General features: G+C 71.7%; 14 protein-coding genes. 13 read left to right on the top strand and 1 reads right to left on the bottom strand.

Annotation, left to right across the window (positions count from 1 at the left end):
• Window positions 1-639 precede the first annotated feature (639 nt).
• The 8 genes from pdhA (at window position 640) to Q1K57_RS11080 (ending at window position 8,361) form a co-directional block, all read left to right on the top strand.
• Window positions 640-1,767 carry a pyruvate dehydrogenase (acetyl-transferring) E1 component subunit alpha gene (pdhA, locus tag Q1K57_RS11045; protein ID WP_300082408.1) on the top strand — a complete coding sequence of 376 codons (1,128 nt, stop codon included), beginning with the start codon at window positions 640-642 and terminating at the stop codon, window positions 1,765-1,767.
• The gene (locus Q1K57_RS11050) at window positions 1,764-2,741 is read left to right on the top strand and encodes an alpha-ketoacid dehydrogenase subunit beta (protein ID WP_300082411.1); all 978 of its coding nucleotides are present in this window, start codon (window positions 1,764-1,766) and stop codon (window positions 2,739-2,741) included. The genes pdhA and Q1K57_RS11050 overlap by 4 nt, the downstream gene beginning before the upstream one ends.
• Window positions 2,742-2,750: 9 nt before the next feature.
• Window positions 2,751-4,256, top strand: a complete 1,506-nt coding sequence (locus Q1K57_RS11055) for a 2-oxo acid dehydrogenase subunit E2 (protein WP_300082414.1) — start codon at window positions 2,751-2,753, stop codon at window positions 4,254-4,256.
• Window positions 4,257-4,299: 43 nt separating this feature from the next.
• Window positions 4,300-5,088, top strand: coding sequence for a DUF4282 domain-containing protein (locus tag Q1K57_RS11060; protein WP_300082417.1), 789 nt, complete (start codon window positions 4,300-4,302; stop codon window positions 5,086-5,088).
• Between the two features lies 1 nt (window position 5,089).
• Window positions 5,090-6,223: an alanine racemase gene (alr, locus tag Q1K57_RS11065; RefSeq protein WP_300082420.1), complete on the top strand. Its 1,134-nt coding sequence runs from the start codon at window positions 5,090-5,092 to the stop codon at window positions 6,221-6,223.
• A gap of 530 nt (window positions 6,224-6,753) precedes the next feature.
• Entirely contained in the window at window positions 6,754-7,074 is a 321-nt protein-coding gene (locus Q1K57_RS11070) for a hypothetical protein (RefSeq protein ID WP_300082422.1), read from the top strand.
• A 55-nt stretch (window positions 7,075-7,129) separates the two neighbouring features.
• Entirely contained in the window at window positions 7,130-7,747 is a 618-nt protein-coding gene (locus Q1K57_RS11075; RefSeq protein WP_300082425.1) for a metalloregulator ArsR/SmtB family transcription factor, read from the top strand.
• A gap of 5 nt (window positions 7,748-7,752) precedes the next feature.
• Entirely contained in the window at window positions 7,753-8,361 is a 609-nt protein-coding gene (locus Q1K57_RS11080) for a flavin reductase family protein (RefSeq protein ID WP_300082428.1), read from the top strand.
• Between the two features lie 19 nt (window positions 8,362-8,380).
• Here Q1K57_RS11080 and Q1K57_RS11085 read toward each other — a convergent pair whose 3' ends face one another.
• Window positions 8,381-9,055, bottom strand: coding sequence for an EcsC family protein (locus tag Q1K57_RS11085; RefSeq protein WP_300082432.1), 675 nt, complete (start codon window positions 9,053-9,055; stop codon window positions 8,381-8,383).
• A 128-nt stretch (window positions 9,056-9,183) separates the two neighbouring features.
• Between Q1K57_RS11085 and aat the strand changes: the two genes are divergently transcribed.
• From aat to pheA, 5 genes are all read left to right on the top strand, one after another.
• Window positions 9,184-9,870 carry a leucyl/phenylalanyl-tRNA--protein transferase gene (gene aat / locus Q1K57_RS11090; protein WP_300082435.1) on the top strand — a complete coding sequence of 229 codons (687 nt, stop codon included), beginning with the start codon at window positions 9,184-9,186 and terminating at the stop codon, window positions 9,868-9,870.
• Window positions 9,871-9,879: 9 nt separating this feature from the next.
• On the top strand, window positions 9,880-10,755 hold the full coding sequence (locus Q1K57_RS11095; protein WP_300082438.1) for a DNA-formamidopyrimidine glycosylase family protein: 876 nt from the start codon (window positions 9,880-9,882) through the stop codon (window positions 10,753-10,755).
• 6 nt (window positions 10,756-10,761) lie between these two features.
• On the top strand, window positions 10,762-12,027 hold the full coding sequence (locus tag Q1K57_RS11100; RefSeq protein ID WP_300082441.1) for a polysaccharide pyruvyl transferase family protein: 1,266 nt from the start codon (window positions 10,762-10,764) through the stop codon (window positions 12,025-12,027).
• Between the two features lie 94 nt (window positions 12,028-12,121).
• Window positions 12,122-13,705, top strand: coding sequence for a hypothetical protein (locus Q1K57_RS11105; protein ID WP_300082444.1), 1,584 nt, complete (start codon window positions 12,122-12,124; stop codon window positions 13,703-13,705).
• Between the two features lie 54 nt (window positions 13,706-13,759).
• Window positions 13,760-14,677 carry a prephenate dehydratase gene (gene pheA, locus Q1K57_RS11110; protein ID WP_300082447.1) on the top strand — a complete coding sequence of 306 codons (918 nt, stop codon included), beginning with the start codon at window positions 13,760-13,762 and terminating at the stop codon, window positions 14,675-14,677.
• Window positions 14,678-14,923: the final 246 nt, after the last annotated feature.

Below are 14,923 nucleotides of genomic sequence, written 5' to 3' on the forward strand. Positions count from 1 at the left end.
GCTCGGCGTCCAACTCGGCGGCACTCCACTGCTCGAACACGACCACCATCATCCCTCCTCCAACTCTGGGTAACTACGTATCCCAGACTAGGAACGTGACAAGGCCAACCACTCAAACGACACGATCAGGAGTCACACCCCGCGCGTGCCCGGCACGGCACCCGCGCGGCCCGATCGTCCCGGTCCCGGCGAGGTCGCCACCAAGGTGACGGGGTGGGCGCCGGTGAGTCTCGCCCCGAGCCCGGACCGAGCGGGGACCGAGCGGGGCGGCGTTGGTCGCCGTCGACCACGAGGGACTGCGAGGGAAAGGGTCAAGGCCCCGGGGCCGGAGTGGGCTCATTCTCGGATGCGGGCGTGAACACACACCCGAATCCGAGAATGAGTCCACTCCCGGGACGGTGAAACGATCACGAGGGTCTCGGGACGCGCTCAGTCCGGGGCGATCGGCGCACAGAAGGGGGCACTCGGCGGGTCGGCGCACGGCGGGTCGACGCGCGGCGGGGCGGGGCTCGGCGGCGCGGGGCGGCGGGGCGACTCTCGTCGGCAGGGGGATCGGCTCGGCGCGGCGGCGGGGCGGGGCGGGCAGAGCGGTTGCCAACCGGACTAGAAACCTACGGTTCCGTAACTATAAGCTTCTCCATGATGGACACCACGCCGCACGACAACGCCAGCGACGACGCCGAGCTCGTCCAACTCCTCGACCCCGACGGCCAGCGGGTCGAGCACCCCCGGTTCGCCTGGACCCACGACGACGCCACCCTCGTCGAGCACCTCCGCACCATGACCCTTGCGCGTCGGTTCGACGCGGAGGCGACAGCCCTGCAGCGCAAGGGCGAACTCGGCCTGTGGGTGCCCCTGCTCGGGCAGGAGGCCGCCCAAGTCGGCTCCGGAGCGGCTGTAGGCCCCCGCGACGAGGTGATCCCGAGCTATCGCGAACACGCGGTGGCGATGATGATGGGCGTCGATCCTGTCGCCATGCTCGGCACCTTCCGTGGCTCGACGATGGTCGACTGGGACTCCCGCGCCCTCCGTTTCCACCTCTACTCCTTCGTCATCGGCACCCAGGCCCTGCATGCGGTCGGCTACGCCATGGGCATGCAACGCGACGGCCTGGTGGGCAACGAGGACCCGGACGCCAACGGTGCGCTCATCGTCTACTTCGGCGACGGCGCCACCAGCCAGGGCGACGTCAACGAAGCGCTCGTCTTCGCGGCCAGCTACCAGACGCCGACGGTGTTCTTCGTCCAGAACAACCAGTGGGCCATCTCCGAGCCGATCGAGCTCCAGTCGCGCATCCCGCTCTACCGGCGCGCCAGCGGCTTCGGCATCCCCGCGGTCCGCGTGGACGGCAACGACGTCCTCGCCGTCCAGGCCGTCACCGAGTGGGCGCTCGACCGCGCCCGCCGCGGCGAGGGGCCCACGTTCATCGAGGCGTTCACCTACCGGCTGGGCGCGCACACCACCTCCGACGACCCCACCAAGTACCGCCACCGCGACGAGGAGGACGCCTGGCGCGCCAAGGATCCCCTCCTGCGCCTGCAGATGTATCTCCTCGCCCGCGACGCCATCGACGAGGCCTGGCTCGCGGAGCTCGAGGCAGAGGCGGACGCCCTCGGCGTCCGGATTCGCGAGGGCTGCCTCGCCTTGGCGAACCCGAAGCTCGAGGACTACTGGGCGCTCACCTACGCCCAACTCCCCGACGCGCTCGTCGCCCAGCGCGACGCCTACCTGGCCTACGAGGCGTCCTTCGAGGAGGTGGAGCGATGACCGAGACCATGACGATGGCCAAGGCTCTCAACGCCGGACTGCGGCGCGCGCTCGAGGCCGACTCGAAGGTGCTGCTGGCCGGCGAGGACATCGGCAAGCTCGGCGGCGTCTTCCGCATCACGGAACACCTGCAGCGCGACTTCGGCCCCGAGCGCGTCATCGATTCACCGCTGGCCGAGTCGGGCATCGTCGGCACCGCGCTCGGGCTGGCGCTGCGCGGCTACCGGCCCGTCGTCGAGATCCAGTTCGACGGCTTCGTCTACCCCGCCTTCGACCAGATCGTGTCCCAGGTCTCGCGGATGCGGTTCCGGTCGATGGGACGCCTCGGCGCACCGATGGTCATCCGGATTCCCTACGGCGGCGGCATCGGCGCGATCGAGCACCACTCCGAGTCGCCCGAGGCCTACTTCGCCCACACGCCCGGCCTCGTCGTCGTCAGCCCGTCCACCCCGCTGGACGCCTACTGGATGATCCAGCAGGCCATCGCTTCCGACGACCCCGTCGTCTTCTTCGAACCCAAACGGCGCTATCACGAGAAAGGTGAGGTCGACCTCTCCGAGCCGCCGCTGCGCCTGGACGCCGCCCGAACCGTCCTCGCGGGCGACGACGTCACGCTGCTGACCTATGGGCCCATGGTGAAGACCTGTGTGGAGGCCGCACTCGCGGCGTCCGCCGAGGGCCGCAGCGTGGAAGTGATCGACCTGCGCAGCCTCGCGCCCCTCGACGAGAGGACGATCGTCGCCTCCGTGGAGCGGACCGGCCGCGCCATCGTCGTTCACGAGGCCGTCCGCAGCGGCGGCCTGGGTGCCGAGATCGCCGCCCGCGTGCAGGAACACTGCTTCTACTCCCTCGAGGCGCCGGTCCTCCGCGTCACCGGCTACGACCTGCCGTACCCTCCCAGCAAGACCGAGCACGCCTATCTGCCCGATCTCGACCGCATCCTCGACGCGGTCGACCGCAGCCTCGCCCACTAGGAGCCGACGATGTTCGAGATGAAACTGACCGACCCCGGCGAGGGCCTGCAGGAGGCCGAGATCGTCGCCTGGCACGTCGCGCCCGGCGACACCGTGAAGGTCAACGACGTCGTCGTCGAGGTGGAGACCGCGAAGTCCATCGTCGAGCTGCCCAGCCCGTTCGACGGCGTCGTGGGCGAGTTGCGCTGCGCCGAGGGGGACATGGTCGATGTCGGGTCGGTCATCATGACCATCCTCGAACCGGGCGAGTCGCACCCCGCCGCTGCGGCGGACTCGCCGGCCGGCGATCCCGTCGAGGACGCGGTCTCCGGCGAGCTTCAGGACGCCGACGGAGCACCCGTACCCACCGGTCCGGACAGCGAGGTGTCGGCAGCTTCGCCCAGCGGCCCGGCCGGCGAGGGTGGCTCGGGGTCGATGCTCGTCGGCTACGGCGCGCAGGGGGGAGCGGTGTCGCGGCGTCCGCGCAAGGGCGGCGCTGCAGCGACGCAGACCGGGCCACAGGCGGAGCAGGTCAACGAGTCGTACTCGCTCGACGAGACGCCTGGCCACAAGGTCGACGAGGTCTACTACACGAGCCCCATCGACGACGAGCCGGCCGACCCGCCGCTGCCGCGTCCTTCCGAGGGCCGGCAGCCGGGCGCCGAGGTGGCCACCGATCCGGTCGGACGCCCCCTCGCCAAGCCCGCCGTCCGCCGGCTGGCCCGCGACCTCGGCGTCGACCTGCACCACGTGGCGGGCACGGGCAGCAACGGCAGCATCACGCCCACCGACGTCGCGCAGGCGGCCGCCGGCGAGGCGGGTGGACGCCGCGGCGTCACCCGCATCCCGCTGCGCGGTGTCCGGCGGCAGATGGTCTCGTCGATGACGGCATCGCTGCAGATCCCGCAGGCGTCCGTGTGGATGGACGTCGACGTCACGCACACGGTCGAACTCATCGAGCAGCTCAAGGGCCGCCGTGAGTTCGCCGGCATGCGCATCTCGCCCATCCTCGTGCTCGCGAAGGCGGTGTGCCTCGCCATGCAGCGCCATCCCGAGGTGAACTCCAGCCTCGACCTGGAGCGCGGCGAGATCGTCGTCAACCCCGACGTCAACCTCGGCATCGCGGCCGCCACGCAGCGCGGCCTAGTCGTGCCCAACATCAAGCGGGCCAACGAACTCAACCTCGTCGCGCTCGCTCAGGCGCTCAACGATCTGGTCGCGAAGGTGCGCGAGGGCAAGATCACGCCCGCGGACGCCGCCAACGGCACGTTCACGATCACGAACGTCGGTGTGTTCGGGGTGGAGGGAGGCACGCCGATCCTCAACCAGGGCGAGTCGGCGATCCTGCTGCTGGGCACGTTCAACCGGCGCCCGTGGGTGATCGGCGAGGGGGAGGACGAGCGGATCGTGGTGCGGTCGGTGGCGAAGCTGACGCTCTCGATCGACCACCGGGTGCTGGACGGTGAGCAGGCGTCCCGCTTCCTCGCCGACGTGGCCACCATCCTCGAGGACCCCAGCCTGGCGCTGATGTTCTGAGCGCTCGCCGAGGCTGTCGGGGACCTCTGGTCTAATGGACGTCATGTCTCAGACCCCGAATCCGTGGCAGCCGAGCCAGCCCGAGCCCGAGCCGGACCCGTGGGCGACGCGCCCGCGCTCCGACCTCCCGTTCGGCGACGAGCCCACCGCCGAACTGCCGTCCGATCCCGAGGCGACGGCCATCCAGGCGCCCGTGGCCGACGCCCCCCGGGCTGACGCATCCGAGGCGCCGCCCGCGCCCGTGCCACCGAGCCCAGCGCCCCCGCAGAACCCGTACGCCGCCTATGGCGCTCAGCCGCAGCAGCCGCCGATGAATCCGTACGCGCCGCCGGCCCAGCAGCCGTATGCGGCGAGCGGCGCGTCGGCGGGGTATCCGTCGAGCGCGTCCTCGGCGCCGTACGGACCGCCGGCGGGGGGCTTCCCGCCCGGCTACCAGCCCCAGCCCGGCGGGTACGGCCAGCCGGCGTACGGCGGGCAGCCCTACCCGCAGAAGCCTGTGAAGCAGCCGGGCGCCTTCGGCGCACTGTTCGACTTCTCCTTCACCCGGACCGACGTCGCGCCGCGCATCGCCAAGATCGTGAACATCTTCGCGGTGGTGTGCTTCGGTGCGTGGTGGCTGCTCTGGTCGGCCGGGCTGTTCGGCGCGCTCGAGTACCTGGGGGGCGCATCGATGTTCTTCCGGTTCGCGTTCGGCTGGCTCCCGGCGCTCGTCGGGATCGGTCTCGTCCGGCTCGTGACCGAGGGCGTCCTGGCGGTCGTCCGGGCCGCCGACCATGCGGGTGAGATCGCCGAGCGGGCCACGACGCCGTCGTCCGGCACCGACGAAGGCTGAGGTGACCAACCCGACGGTCGCGACCACCGACCTGGCCGCGGTTCACGCCAACCTGTCCGGCATCCGCGCGCGCGTCGGTGGGCGGAAGGTGCTCGCCGCCGTCAAGGCGAACGCCTACGGGCACGGCGCGGTGCCGGTGGCGCGCATGATCGAGGCGACCGGCGTGGCCGACTGGCTCGGCGTGGCCACCGTCGAGGAGGCGCTGGCGCTGCGGCAGGCGGGTGTCGGTCTGCCTATTCTCAAGTTCAGTCCTGCCATCGAGGACGCCGACGTGGAGGCGTGCGTCGGGGCCGGCATCGACCTGCCGGTCGTCGACGCCGCGACCATCGATCAGGTCGCCGCGGCGGCGCGACGGGTCGGCGTGGCGGCGGAGGTGCACCTCAAGGTCGACACCGGCATGCGTCGCATCGGCTGCGAACCGGCCGTGGCGCCCGGTCTCGCCGCCCGCGCGGACGCCGCCGGCCTGCACCTGCGCGGACTGTTCTCCCACCTGCCGGTCTCCGACACCGAAGACGGACGCGCGTTCACCGAGGCGCAGATCGCCCGCTTCTCGGCGGTGAGGGACGCCGTGGCCGCCGCCCGCGGACCGGTCGAGCTGGCGCACTTGGCAAACTCGGGCGCCGTGCTGATGCATCCCGACGCCTGGTTCGACCTGGTGCGGCCGGGCGTGATGGTCTACGGCAACCTGCCCGACCCGACCTCAGAACCCACCGTCGCCCTCCGGCCCGCCCTGCGCTGGACGACCCAGGTGCTGTTCACCAAATCGGTCCCCGCCGGTGAGACCGTCGGCTACGGGCGGACGTGGCGGGCGGCGTCCGACACCATCGTCGCCACGATCCCGGTGGGCTATGCGGACGGCTACAACCGGCTGCTCTCCAACCGGGGCCGCGTGCTGGTCGGTGGCCGGTCGTGCCCGATCGTCGGCCGCATCTGCATGGACCAGGCGATGGTCGATCTCGGCCCCGACGCGGCCGCGGCCGTGGGCGACGAGGTCGTCCTCCTCGGCCGTCAGGGCGACGAGGAGATCACCGCCCAAGAGCTCGCCGACCTCATGGGCACGATCACGTACGAGGTCACCTGCCTCGTGGGTGCGCGCGTGGGTCGCGCATACGCCGGAGCAACGCAGCCGCGGTGACCGGCGCCCAGCCGGGACGGGTGAGGTCCGGACGGCGTGAACGGACGGCAACGCCAGGTAACTGCGATGTCGCCGTTCCCGTCTCTCCCGCGGCTCGGTGTGCCGCAGGAGTCGCCGCCGTGCGACGCTTGGGTGGTGCCGATCGACGTCGTCCCCGGGCAGCCCGGGTGGGCCGACGAGTTCGCGCGGCTCAACGACCCCGCCGTCGGCGCGACGCGCACGGCGGTCGTCACGGACCTGCTCGCGCGCATCAGGGCGGTCCGACCCGGAGAGCGTGCGCTGGTCGCCGTTGACGGCGTGGACGGGGCCGGGAAGTCGCACTTGGCCAGCGAACTGGTCGCGCTTGCGTCCGAGTGCGCCGGCCGGCCCGTCGTGAACGTGAGCATCGACGGATTCCACAGGTCCCGCGCCGAGCGGATGGCCGCGGGAGGTGGCCCCGAGGGGTTCTACCACGGTTCCTACCGCTACGACGCGTTCCGCGAGCTGGTGGTGGATCGCGTCCGGTCCGGGCGGCCGGTCGTGCCTGCCGTGTGGGACGTCGTCGCGGACGCCCCGGTCGAACCCGCCGAGCTCGCCTGCCCTCCGACGCGGTCGTCGTCGTCGACGGCATCTTCCTGCACCGCCCGGAGTTGGTCGGGCTCTGGGACGGCTCGGTCTGGCTCGATGTGCCCTTCGCCGTCTCCGTGCCTCGAGGGAACGCGCGCTTCCCCGGGCTCGACCCCGACCCGGACGCCGCAGCCAACCTCCGCTACGTCGGTGGCCAGCGCCTGTACCTCGCCGAGGCCGACCCTGCGGCCGCCGCGACGTGGATCCTCGACAACACCGACCTCGAGCACCCTGTCCTCACGTAACAGTCCGGGCGCCGCAGTGTTGCCGAAGATTAGAAAGACATCTAATCTTATTTCGATGAACATCGAAGAGCGTGTCGCGCTGCTCAAGACGATCGCCGACGCCACGCGGCTGCGCATCCTGGGCCTCCTGGCTGCGGGTCCGCACTCGGGGCGTGAACTCGCCGAGGCGCTCCAGCTGGCCGCCCCCACGATCAGCCACCACATGGGACGTCTCGTGGAGGCCGGGGTCGTCACGGTGACGCCCGACGGGCAGCGCCGCCTCTACCGCCTCAACGAGGCCCTGCTCGGCCGGATCGGGGACGAGCCGGCGGCGTCCGACCCGGTCGATGACCCGGAGCGGGCGCGCCACGTCCGGATCTTCTTCGACGGGCCGCGACTCCGCAGCATCCCCGCGAAGCGGAAGGCGCGCGTCAGCGTGCTCCTCGAGTTGCTGCGGCGTTTCGAGACCGGCCGGCGCTACACCGAGGGTGAGGTGAACGCGATCCTGCGCACCGCGCACGACGACGTGGCGTTCCTGCGGCGCGAACTGGTCGACTACCGCTACCTCGCCCGTGAGGGCGGCACGTACTGGGTCAACACCGACATCGGCGAACGGGATGCGAACGAGGCCCAGGAGGTTGCGGGGGAGGCCGCCTGGTTGGGCTACTTGGTGCGCGGAGTCGTGGCAGACTGATACCCATGGGGGTATATACCTATCGGCCCGCCGAGGGTCACGGGCTCGCCCACGACCCGTTCAAGGCCATCGTCGCACCACGCTCCATCGGTTGGATCGGCACCCTGGCCCCGGACGGGCGCCGCAACCTCGCCCCGTACTCCTACTTCACCGCCCTCAGCGATGCGCCGCCGCTCATCGGCTTCTCCTCGATGGGCTGGAAGCACTCGGCCGCGAACTGCGCGGCGACCGGCGAGTTCACCTGGAATCTCGTCAGCCGTGAGCTCGCGGAGGTCATGAACGCGACCTCCACGACGCGCGACGTCGACGAGTTCGATGCCGCCGGGCTGGAGGCGGCGGCGTCCCTCGAGGTCGCGGCGCCACGCGTCGCCGCGGCCCGGGTGAGCTTCGAGTGCCGTGTCACGCAGCAGGTAGCACTCGTGGACGCCGCCGGTGCGCCCGCCGGGGCGTTTCTGACGATCGGCCAGGTGGTCGCAGTGCACATCGACGACGCGCTGCTCGCCGACGGGGTCTATCACACGGCGGCAGCCCAGCCGGTGCTGCGTGCCGGTGGCCCGACGGCCTACTACGGGATTGACGAAACACACCGCTTCGACCTGCGGCGTCCGGACTGAGGGGCCGACGCCCGGGCGCTCAGCTCTGCGTCAGCCGGCGGCGGGTGACGAACTGCTCGCGTGCGTAGTTGCCGACGCTCAGCGTGCTCAGCGCGTCGAGCGCGCCGCCCACACCGCCACCGATCAGCGGGATGCGACGTGCGACGAGCACCGCGGCGTGCCGTCCGCCGATGCGGGACGCCAGCTCGGCGAACACGCGCTCGGCGATGACCTTGTCGAGCGACGCGTCGAAGACCGGCGCGGTCGCAACCGTGAGCGGGGGAGCTGGCACCACGTCGGCTTCCATCAACCGGCGCGTGCCCTCGTTGCCGAGCAGGCTCAGGACGAGCGCCGTGCGGACACACCGCGAGTCGATGTCGTAGCCGCGCAGATGGGCGATGGACGCGACGAGCCTGATCTGCAGCACCGCGACCCCAGCGATGTTGGCCGGCAGCGCCACAGCGAGCGTCGCCAGGCCGCCGATGTTCGTCGCCACGCCCTGGCCGGCGGCCAACGCGACGTGGCTACGGATGAGGGAGTCGATGGCGTCCTCGACGCCGTTGCGCCGCACGAGGTGGCCCGCGGCGGTGGCCTTCGCCCCCGGCACGATGCCGGCCCCGTTGATCGCAGTCTCGAGCAACTGCCGCAAGACGTTGCCGGCGACCTCGGGCGCGCGCTGCACGAGCGTCTTGCCGTCGTTGTCCTCGCCTGCCATGCCCCAAGGCTACGGTGCCCGCCCGCCCCGGCCCAACGGGTGAACCCTCAGCGTTCCCTGACGTGGCCCGTTCGCGGCGAGCCCGAGCAGCGGCACGTTCGACCGGCGGGGCGTGCCAGACTGCGCGCATGAGGTTGTCGGGCGTCTTCGGGCCGCCGGCCACGTGGCCGGACCAGGACCTCGTCGCGGTCTCCACCGAGTTCGACACCGATCTCGTCGCGGAGGGCTATCTCGCCGGCGTCTTCCCGATGCCCCTCGACGGGGCCGGGCTGGGCCGCGACGCCATGGGCTGGTGGTCGCCCGTGCACCGCGGCATCCTGCCCGTCGACGACCTGCGCGTCACTCGCTCGCTGCGCCAGTCGGCGAAGAGGTACCACGTCACCGTCGATGCCGCGTTCGGCGACGTGCTGGCCAGCTGTGCCGACCCGCGGCGTCCGTCGGGGTGGATCGACGAACGCATTGTCGGCGCCTACACCCGCCTCCACGAACTCGGCATCGCCCACTCGGTCGAGGTGTGGACGCCCGCCGGCGCGCTCGCCGGCGGCCTGTACGGCGTCAGCTTCGCGGGCCTGTTCGCCGGGGAGTCGATGTTCCACGACCCGGAGATCGGCCGCGACGCCTCCAAGGTCGCCCTGCTCGCCCTCTGCCGCCTCCTGGACGACGGCGTCGAAGGGCGGCTGATCGACGTCCAGTGGGTCACCCCGCACCTCGCGAGCCTCGGCGCCGTCGAGATCGACCGCGTCGACTACCTGCGCCTCCTGTCCGAGGCCCTCGACCTGCCCGCACCGCGGTGGGACGCCCCGGCCAGCGGTTAGGCTGCCTCCATGCCCGAGATGCCCGAGGTGGAGGCGTTGCGCAGCTTCCTCGCCGAGCGCCTCACCGGCGCGACGGTCGTCCGCGCCGAACTGGCGGCGTTCAGCGCGCTGAAGACCTTCGCCACGCCCCTGTCCGCCCTTCTCGGGCTCGAGATCGACCGCGTGGAGCGCCGCGGCAAGTTCCTGTGCCTCGATGCCGGGGGGACCTGGCTGGCGTTCCACCTCGCCCGGGCCGGCTGGCTGCGCTGGTACGACAACCCGCCCGCCACGCCGGCCAGGCCCGGCAAGGGTCCGCTCGCGTTCCGGCTCGTCGCCGAGACGGACGCCGCCGGTGCGGTCGGGTTCGACCTCACCGAGGCGGGCACCCAGAAGCACCTTGCCCTCTACGTCACCGACGATCTCGGCGACGTGCCCGGCATCGCCCGGCTGGGCCCCGATCCGCTGGCCGACGACTTCACCCCGGACGCCTTCGCCGCCATCCTCGCCGAGCGCGGCCGCACGCAACTCAAGGGGCTTCTCAAGGAGCAGGGCGTGTTCGCGGGCATCGGCAACGCCTACTCCGACGAGATCCTCCAGGCTGCTCGCCTCAGCCCGTTCAAACTAGCCGGCTCGCTCACCGACGCCGAGGTCGGCGCCCTGTACACCGCCGTCCGCGGCGAGCTGACCGACGCCATCGCCCGCGCCGTCGGCCGCCCACCCGCCGAACTCAAGGACGGCAAGCGGACGCACCTGCGCGTCCACGGCAAGAAGGGCGAGCCGTGCGCCACCTGCGGGACGCCGATCGCCGAGGTCAGCTTCGCCGACAGCTTCCTCAACTACTGTCCGGGCTGCCAGACCGGCGGCAAGCTGCTCGCCGACCGGCGCCTGTCGAAGCTGCTGAAGTAGCCGGGCATGCGCGTCGCGATCCACGGGGACATCGGCCGGCCGGCCTATCACGTCGGCGACGAGGCGGTGACCCACGCGGCGGTCGCCCAGTTCGCCAAGCGCGGCGTCACCGACGTCCTCCTGTTCACCCACGATGTCGCCCGCACGCGCCGTGCCCACGCCGGCGTTGACGCCGCGCTCACCCTCGCGGTGCCCGACGAGCCCGCGGCGCGCGAGCGCTACCTCGACGCGGTGGCCGCATTCGCGGCGGGGGACCGGGGCGCCTTCCCGGCCGGCGACCGGGTTCACGGGGTCATGGAGAAGCTGCGCGGTGTCGACGCGCTCTTCGTCGCCGGCGGCGGGGCGATGAACTCGCGTCACGGTCGCCTCCTCACCGAGCGGGCCGCCCTGGCGCACCTCGCCACGGCGCTGGGCAAGCAGGTCGTCCTGGGCGGCCAGACGTTCGGCCCCGACCTGTCGGACGCCGACCGCGTCACCCTCGCCGGCCTCCTCGGCGAGGCCACGCTCGTCGGCCTCCGCGAGGACCACTCGCTCGCCCTCGCCCGCGAGCTCGCCGGGAAGCACGAAGGCCTGCGCCCCTGTCTCGACGACGCCGGCGAACTCGCGCCACCGCCCGGCTGGGCGCGCCCGGTCCTCGACCGGCCCCCGCTCGCTGCCACCTTCGCCGCCCCCGACGACCCGGCGGAGCGGGGGGCGTCCGCCCGCGCCTATGCGCGCCTGTTGGACGCGGCCTCGCACCGGGTCGGAGCCCCCGTCCTGTTCCTGCCCCACCTCGCGACGCCGGGCATCGGAGACGGCGACGAGGCCTTCCACGCCGAGATCGCCGCCCACCTGCGCGCGCCGCACGAACTCGCGCCCATCGCGTCCGCCCTGGAGACGGCTGCGCTCACGGCGACGTGCAGCGGCGTCGTCAGCTCGCGCTACCACCCGGTGATCTTCGCGCTCGCCGGCGCGCTCGGGTCGGTCGGGGTGGCGGCCGACGAGTACGACCGCGTCCGGATCGCCGGGGCCTACGCCCGCGTGGGCGTCGACCAGGAACCCATCATGCTGGCGGACCTACGAGCAGGGCCCACGATCCGGTCGTCCTGGGTGGCGCCACTCGACCGGCCACAGATGCTCGCGCCTTCCCTCGTCAGCCAGTACGACCGCTGGTGGGACGCCGTCGTCCTCGCCTGCGCGTCGACGCGGGGACGCCGCGGCAAGCTCCTCCGCACCTGGCTGCGGAGCAGGCGGCAGGGCGCCGACCGACTCGCCCGGCGGCTGCGTGGCTGAATCGTGACCTGTCCTCGGCACGCAACGGGGGTCCCGAGGACAGCTTGCGTCGGTAGCCTGTGGGGTGCCCAGCCGAGAAGCCAGGAGGGAACTCGTGATCGTCGACTCCGTCGTGGAGCGGTTCCGGCACTTCGGCGAGCGGCCCTGGACCTACGACGGACGCCTCGGCCTCGGCCTCATCGTGGCGAGCTGTCTGACGACGATCGTGGTCGCCTTCCTCGGCCCGTCGACGGTCACCTTGAACGTGGGACCCGCGAACGGGAGCCTGCTGCCGCCCTACTTCATCCCGGAGGATGTGGGGAAACGGATCGGGCTGCCGCTGTCGGAGTGGGTGGTCGTTCCGGCGCTGTGGATCGGGATCGCCCTCGGCGCGGTGGGGCTCATCGTCGCGTGGCGGGCCATCGAACTGGGCTGGCGGCCCCCCATCCACAAGCTGTTCTACCTGGGCGTCGGGATCACCGCGGGCACGGCGATGGTGCCGCCGTTGACCAGCGCCGACGTGCTGATGTACGCCGCCTACGGCCGCCTCCAGCGCCAAGGCTTCAACCCGTACGAGATCACCCCCGCCGAGATCTTCCGGCAGGCCTACGACCCGGTCCTCATCTGGACCGAACGCCCCTGGCGGGACACCCCGAGCGTGTACGGGCCGATCGCGTCGGCGTCCCAATGGCTGGCCAACATGCTGGGTGGCGAGTCGATGCACGACATCGTCTTCTGGCTGCAACTGCTGAACACGCTGCCTTTCCTCGTGATCTGCGCGGTGATGATCAAGTTGGCCCACGGCAACCCGGCGGTGCAGACGCGGTCGGTGCTGTTCACGATCCTCAACCCCCTCCTCATCTGGGCCGTCGTCGCCGGGGCGCACAACGAGGCGCTGACCTTGGTGTTCGCCGTGTTGTCGCTCTTCTTCGTGCGGCGGTCGGCCCTCGCGGCGGGCGTGTTCATCGGCCTCGCCGGGGCGGTGAAAGTGTCGCTGGTGTTCTACGGCATCGCGCTCGTCTGGGGTTACCGCCACGACTGGCGCAAGGTGCTGTGGTTGTGTATCGGGGCGGTGATCCCCATCGGTGTCCTCTACGGACTTTTCGCGCCCCAGGCGTTGTTCGCGGCCAGCCGGAACACCGGCTACATCTCGGGTGGCTCGTGGGCCCCCTGGTTCTGGCAAGTGCTCGCATGGGTCGTGGGGGATGGGATCGCCCGGCAGGTGACCGGCCTGGTGGGCTGGCTCGGAATGCTCGTCGTCGGCTGGATGCTGTCGCGGGTGCTGCCGTGGGCGCCGGCGCCCGGCGCCACGGTGCCGGCGGAGGCCGACCCTCTGACGATCGCGCTGCGGACGGCGGTGATTCTGTGCACCGCGTGGCTCGTCACGTCGCCGTACACGCTGAGCTGGTACGACCTGATCGCGTGGGTGCCGCTGGCGCTCATGGTGCCGAACCGCCTCGACTGGCTGATGACCCTGCGCGGCGCAGCGCTGAGCGTGGCCTACGTGACGGGCCGGACGGTGGGCTTCAGCGACCCGATGCTCTTCCTGGGTTCCACGATCGTGCGCGACACGCTCTGCACCGCAGTGCAGTGGTTCGTGCTGGTGGCGATCGTCCACTGGTTCTGGACGACAGCCCGGTCCTGGCCCACGCGGGCCTTCATGGCCGGGGGGCTGCGCGCGTTGGCCGGGCGCCGCTAGCCCGAGCCCGTGGACGCACCCTAGCCCCGCAGCGGCCGCCCGTAGACTGCAGCGGTGCTCGGATACTTCGGCCCCGCGGGGACGTTCACCCACCAGGCGCTGCGGCGCATCACGGCGGAGGATGCCATCCCGTTCTCGACGGTTCCGAAGGTGCTGGACGCCGTGCGTGCGGGTGAGGTGACCGCGGGCCTCGTGCCGATCGAGAACTCCGTCGAGGGCGGCGTGACCGCGACGCTCGACAACCTGGCGTCGGGGCGTCCACTGGTCATCACCCAGGAAGTGATCATGCCCGTGTCGGTCGTGCTGGCCGTCCGGCCGGGCACGCAGTTGGCCGGCGTGCGCCGCGTCCTCACCCATCCGCACGCGTACGCGCAGACCCGGGACTGGGTGGCCGCGAACCTGCCGTTCGCCCACGTGACCGAGGGCGGCTCGACCGCGGCGGCGGCCGAGGAAGTCGCCGACCCGCACAGCAGGTACGACGCCGCGATCTGCGCCGAGGTGGCGGCCGATTTGTACGGGCTGGAGCGGGCGGCGTCCGACATCGCCGACAACCCGGACGCCGTGACCCGCTTCGTGCTGGTGCGGCAGCCGGGGGAGACGCCCGAGCCGACCGGAGCGGACAAGACGACGTTGGTGGCCTACATGCACGCCGACCGCTCGGGCGCGCTGCTCGAGATCCTCGAGCAGTTCGCGATGCGCGGGGTGAACCTGACCCGCATCGAGAGCCGGCCGACGAAGAAGATCTACGGGGAGTACTGCTTCAGCATCGACGCCGAGGGCCACATCGGGGAGCCCCGCATGCGGGGAACGCTCAAGGGCCTGCACCGCGTCTGCCGTGAGGTGACCTTCCTAGGCAGCTATCCCCGTGCCGACGGCGTCCGGCCGAAGATCGCGCGCGGCTTCACGGCCGCCGAGTACGAGGCCGCCGAGCACTGGATGGACGATCTTCTGGGCCGCCCGCACCGCCCCTGACCTCCGGAATCTGACAGAGGGAATCGTGGCACGTGCCAAGAATCCCTCGGTCGGAAACGTGACCGGCCGGCCTCAGGGCACCATGATCCGGATCGCGCCGGGCATCACCGTCGCCTCGAAGCGCTTGCACTCGCCGACGGCGTCCCCGTCCAGCTGGTAGGGCACCGGCTCGGGGGTCTCCACGACGAACGTCGTCACCTGCGCCCGCTGGACGCCCTTGGTGTCGGACCGCCTCAGCATGCCCGT

The sequence above is a fragment of the Propioniciclava sp. genome (assembly GCF_029977985.1).
Taxonomy (GTDB): domain Bacteria; phylum Actinomycetota; class Actinomycetes; order Propionibacteriales; family Propionibacteriaceae; genus Propioniciclava.

What these genes read in the sequence shown, in the direction of transcription:
- aat (WP_300082435.1), top strand. Translation starts at nt 9,184, where the DNA reads ATGAGGTTGTCGGGCGTCTTCGGGCCGCCGGCCACGTGGCCGGACCAG.
- Q1K57_RS11095 (WP_300082438.1), top strand. Translation starts at nt 9,880, where the DNA reads ATGCCCGAGATGCCCGAGGTGGAGGCGTTGCGCAGCTTCCTCGCCGAG.
- Q1K57_RS11060 (WP_300082417.1), top strand. Translation starts at nt 4,300, where the DNA reads ATGTCTCAGACCCCGAATCCGTGGCAGCCGAGCCAGCCCGAGCCCGAG.
- Q1K57_RS11050 (WP_300082411.1), top strand. Translation starts at nt 1,764, where the DNA reads ATGACCGAGACCATGACGATGGCCAAGGCTCTCAACGCCGGACTGCGG.
- Q1K57_RS11100 (WP_300082441.1), top strand. Translation starts at nt 10,762, where the DNA reads ATGCGCGTCGCGATCCACGGGGACATCGGCCGGCCGGCCTATCACGTC.
- Q1K57_RS11055 (WP_300082414.1), top strand. Translation starts at nt 2,751, where the DNA reads ATGTTCGAGATGAAACTGACCGACCCCGGCGAGGGCCTGCAGGAGGCC.
- pdhA (WP_300082408.1), top strand. Translation starts at nt 640, where the DNA reads ATGATGGACACCACGCCGCACGACAACGCCAGCGACGACGCCGAGCTC.
- Q1K57_RS11075 (WP_300082425.1), top strand. Translation starts at nt 7,130, where the DNA reads ATGAACATCGAAGAGCGTGTCGCGCTGCTCAAGACGATCGCCGACGCC.
- Q1K57_RS11080 (WP_300082428.1), top strand. Translation starts at nt 7,753, where the DNA reads ATGGGGGTATATACCTATCGGCCCGCCGAGGGTCACGGGCTCGCCCAC.
- Q1K57_RS11085 (WP_300082432.1), bottom strand. Translation starts at nt 9,055, where the DNA reads ATGGCAGGCGAGGACAACGACGGCAAGACGCTCGTGCAGCGCGCGCCC.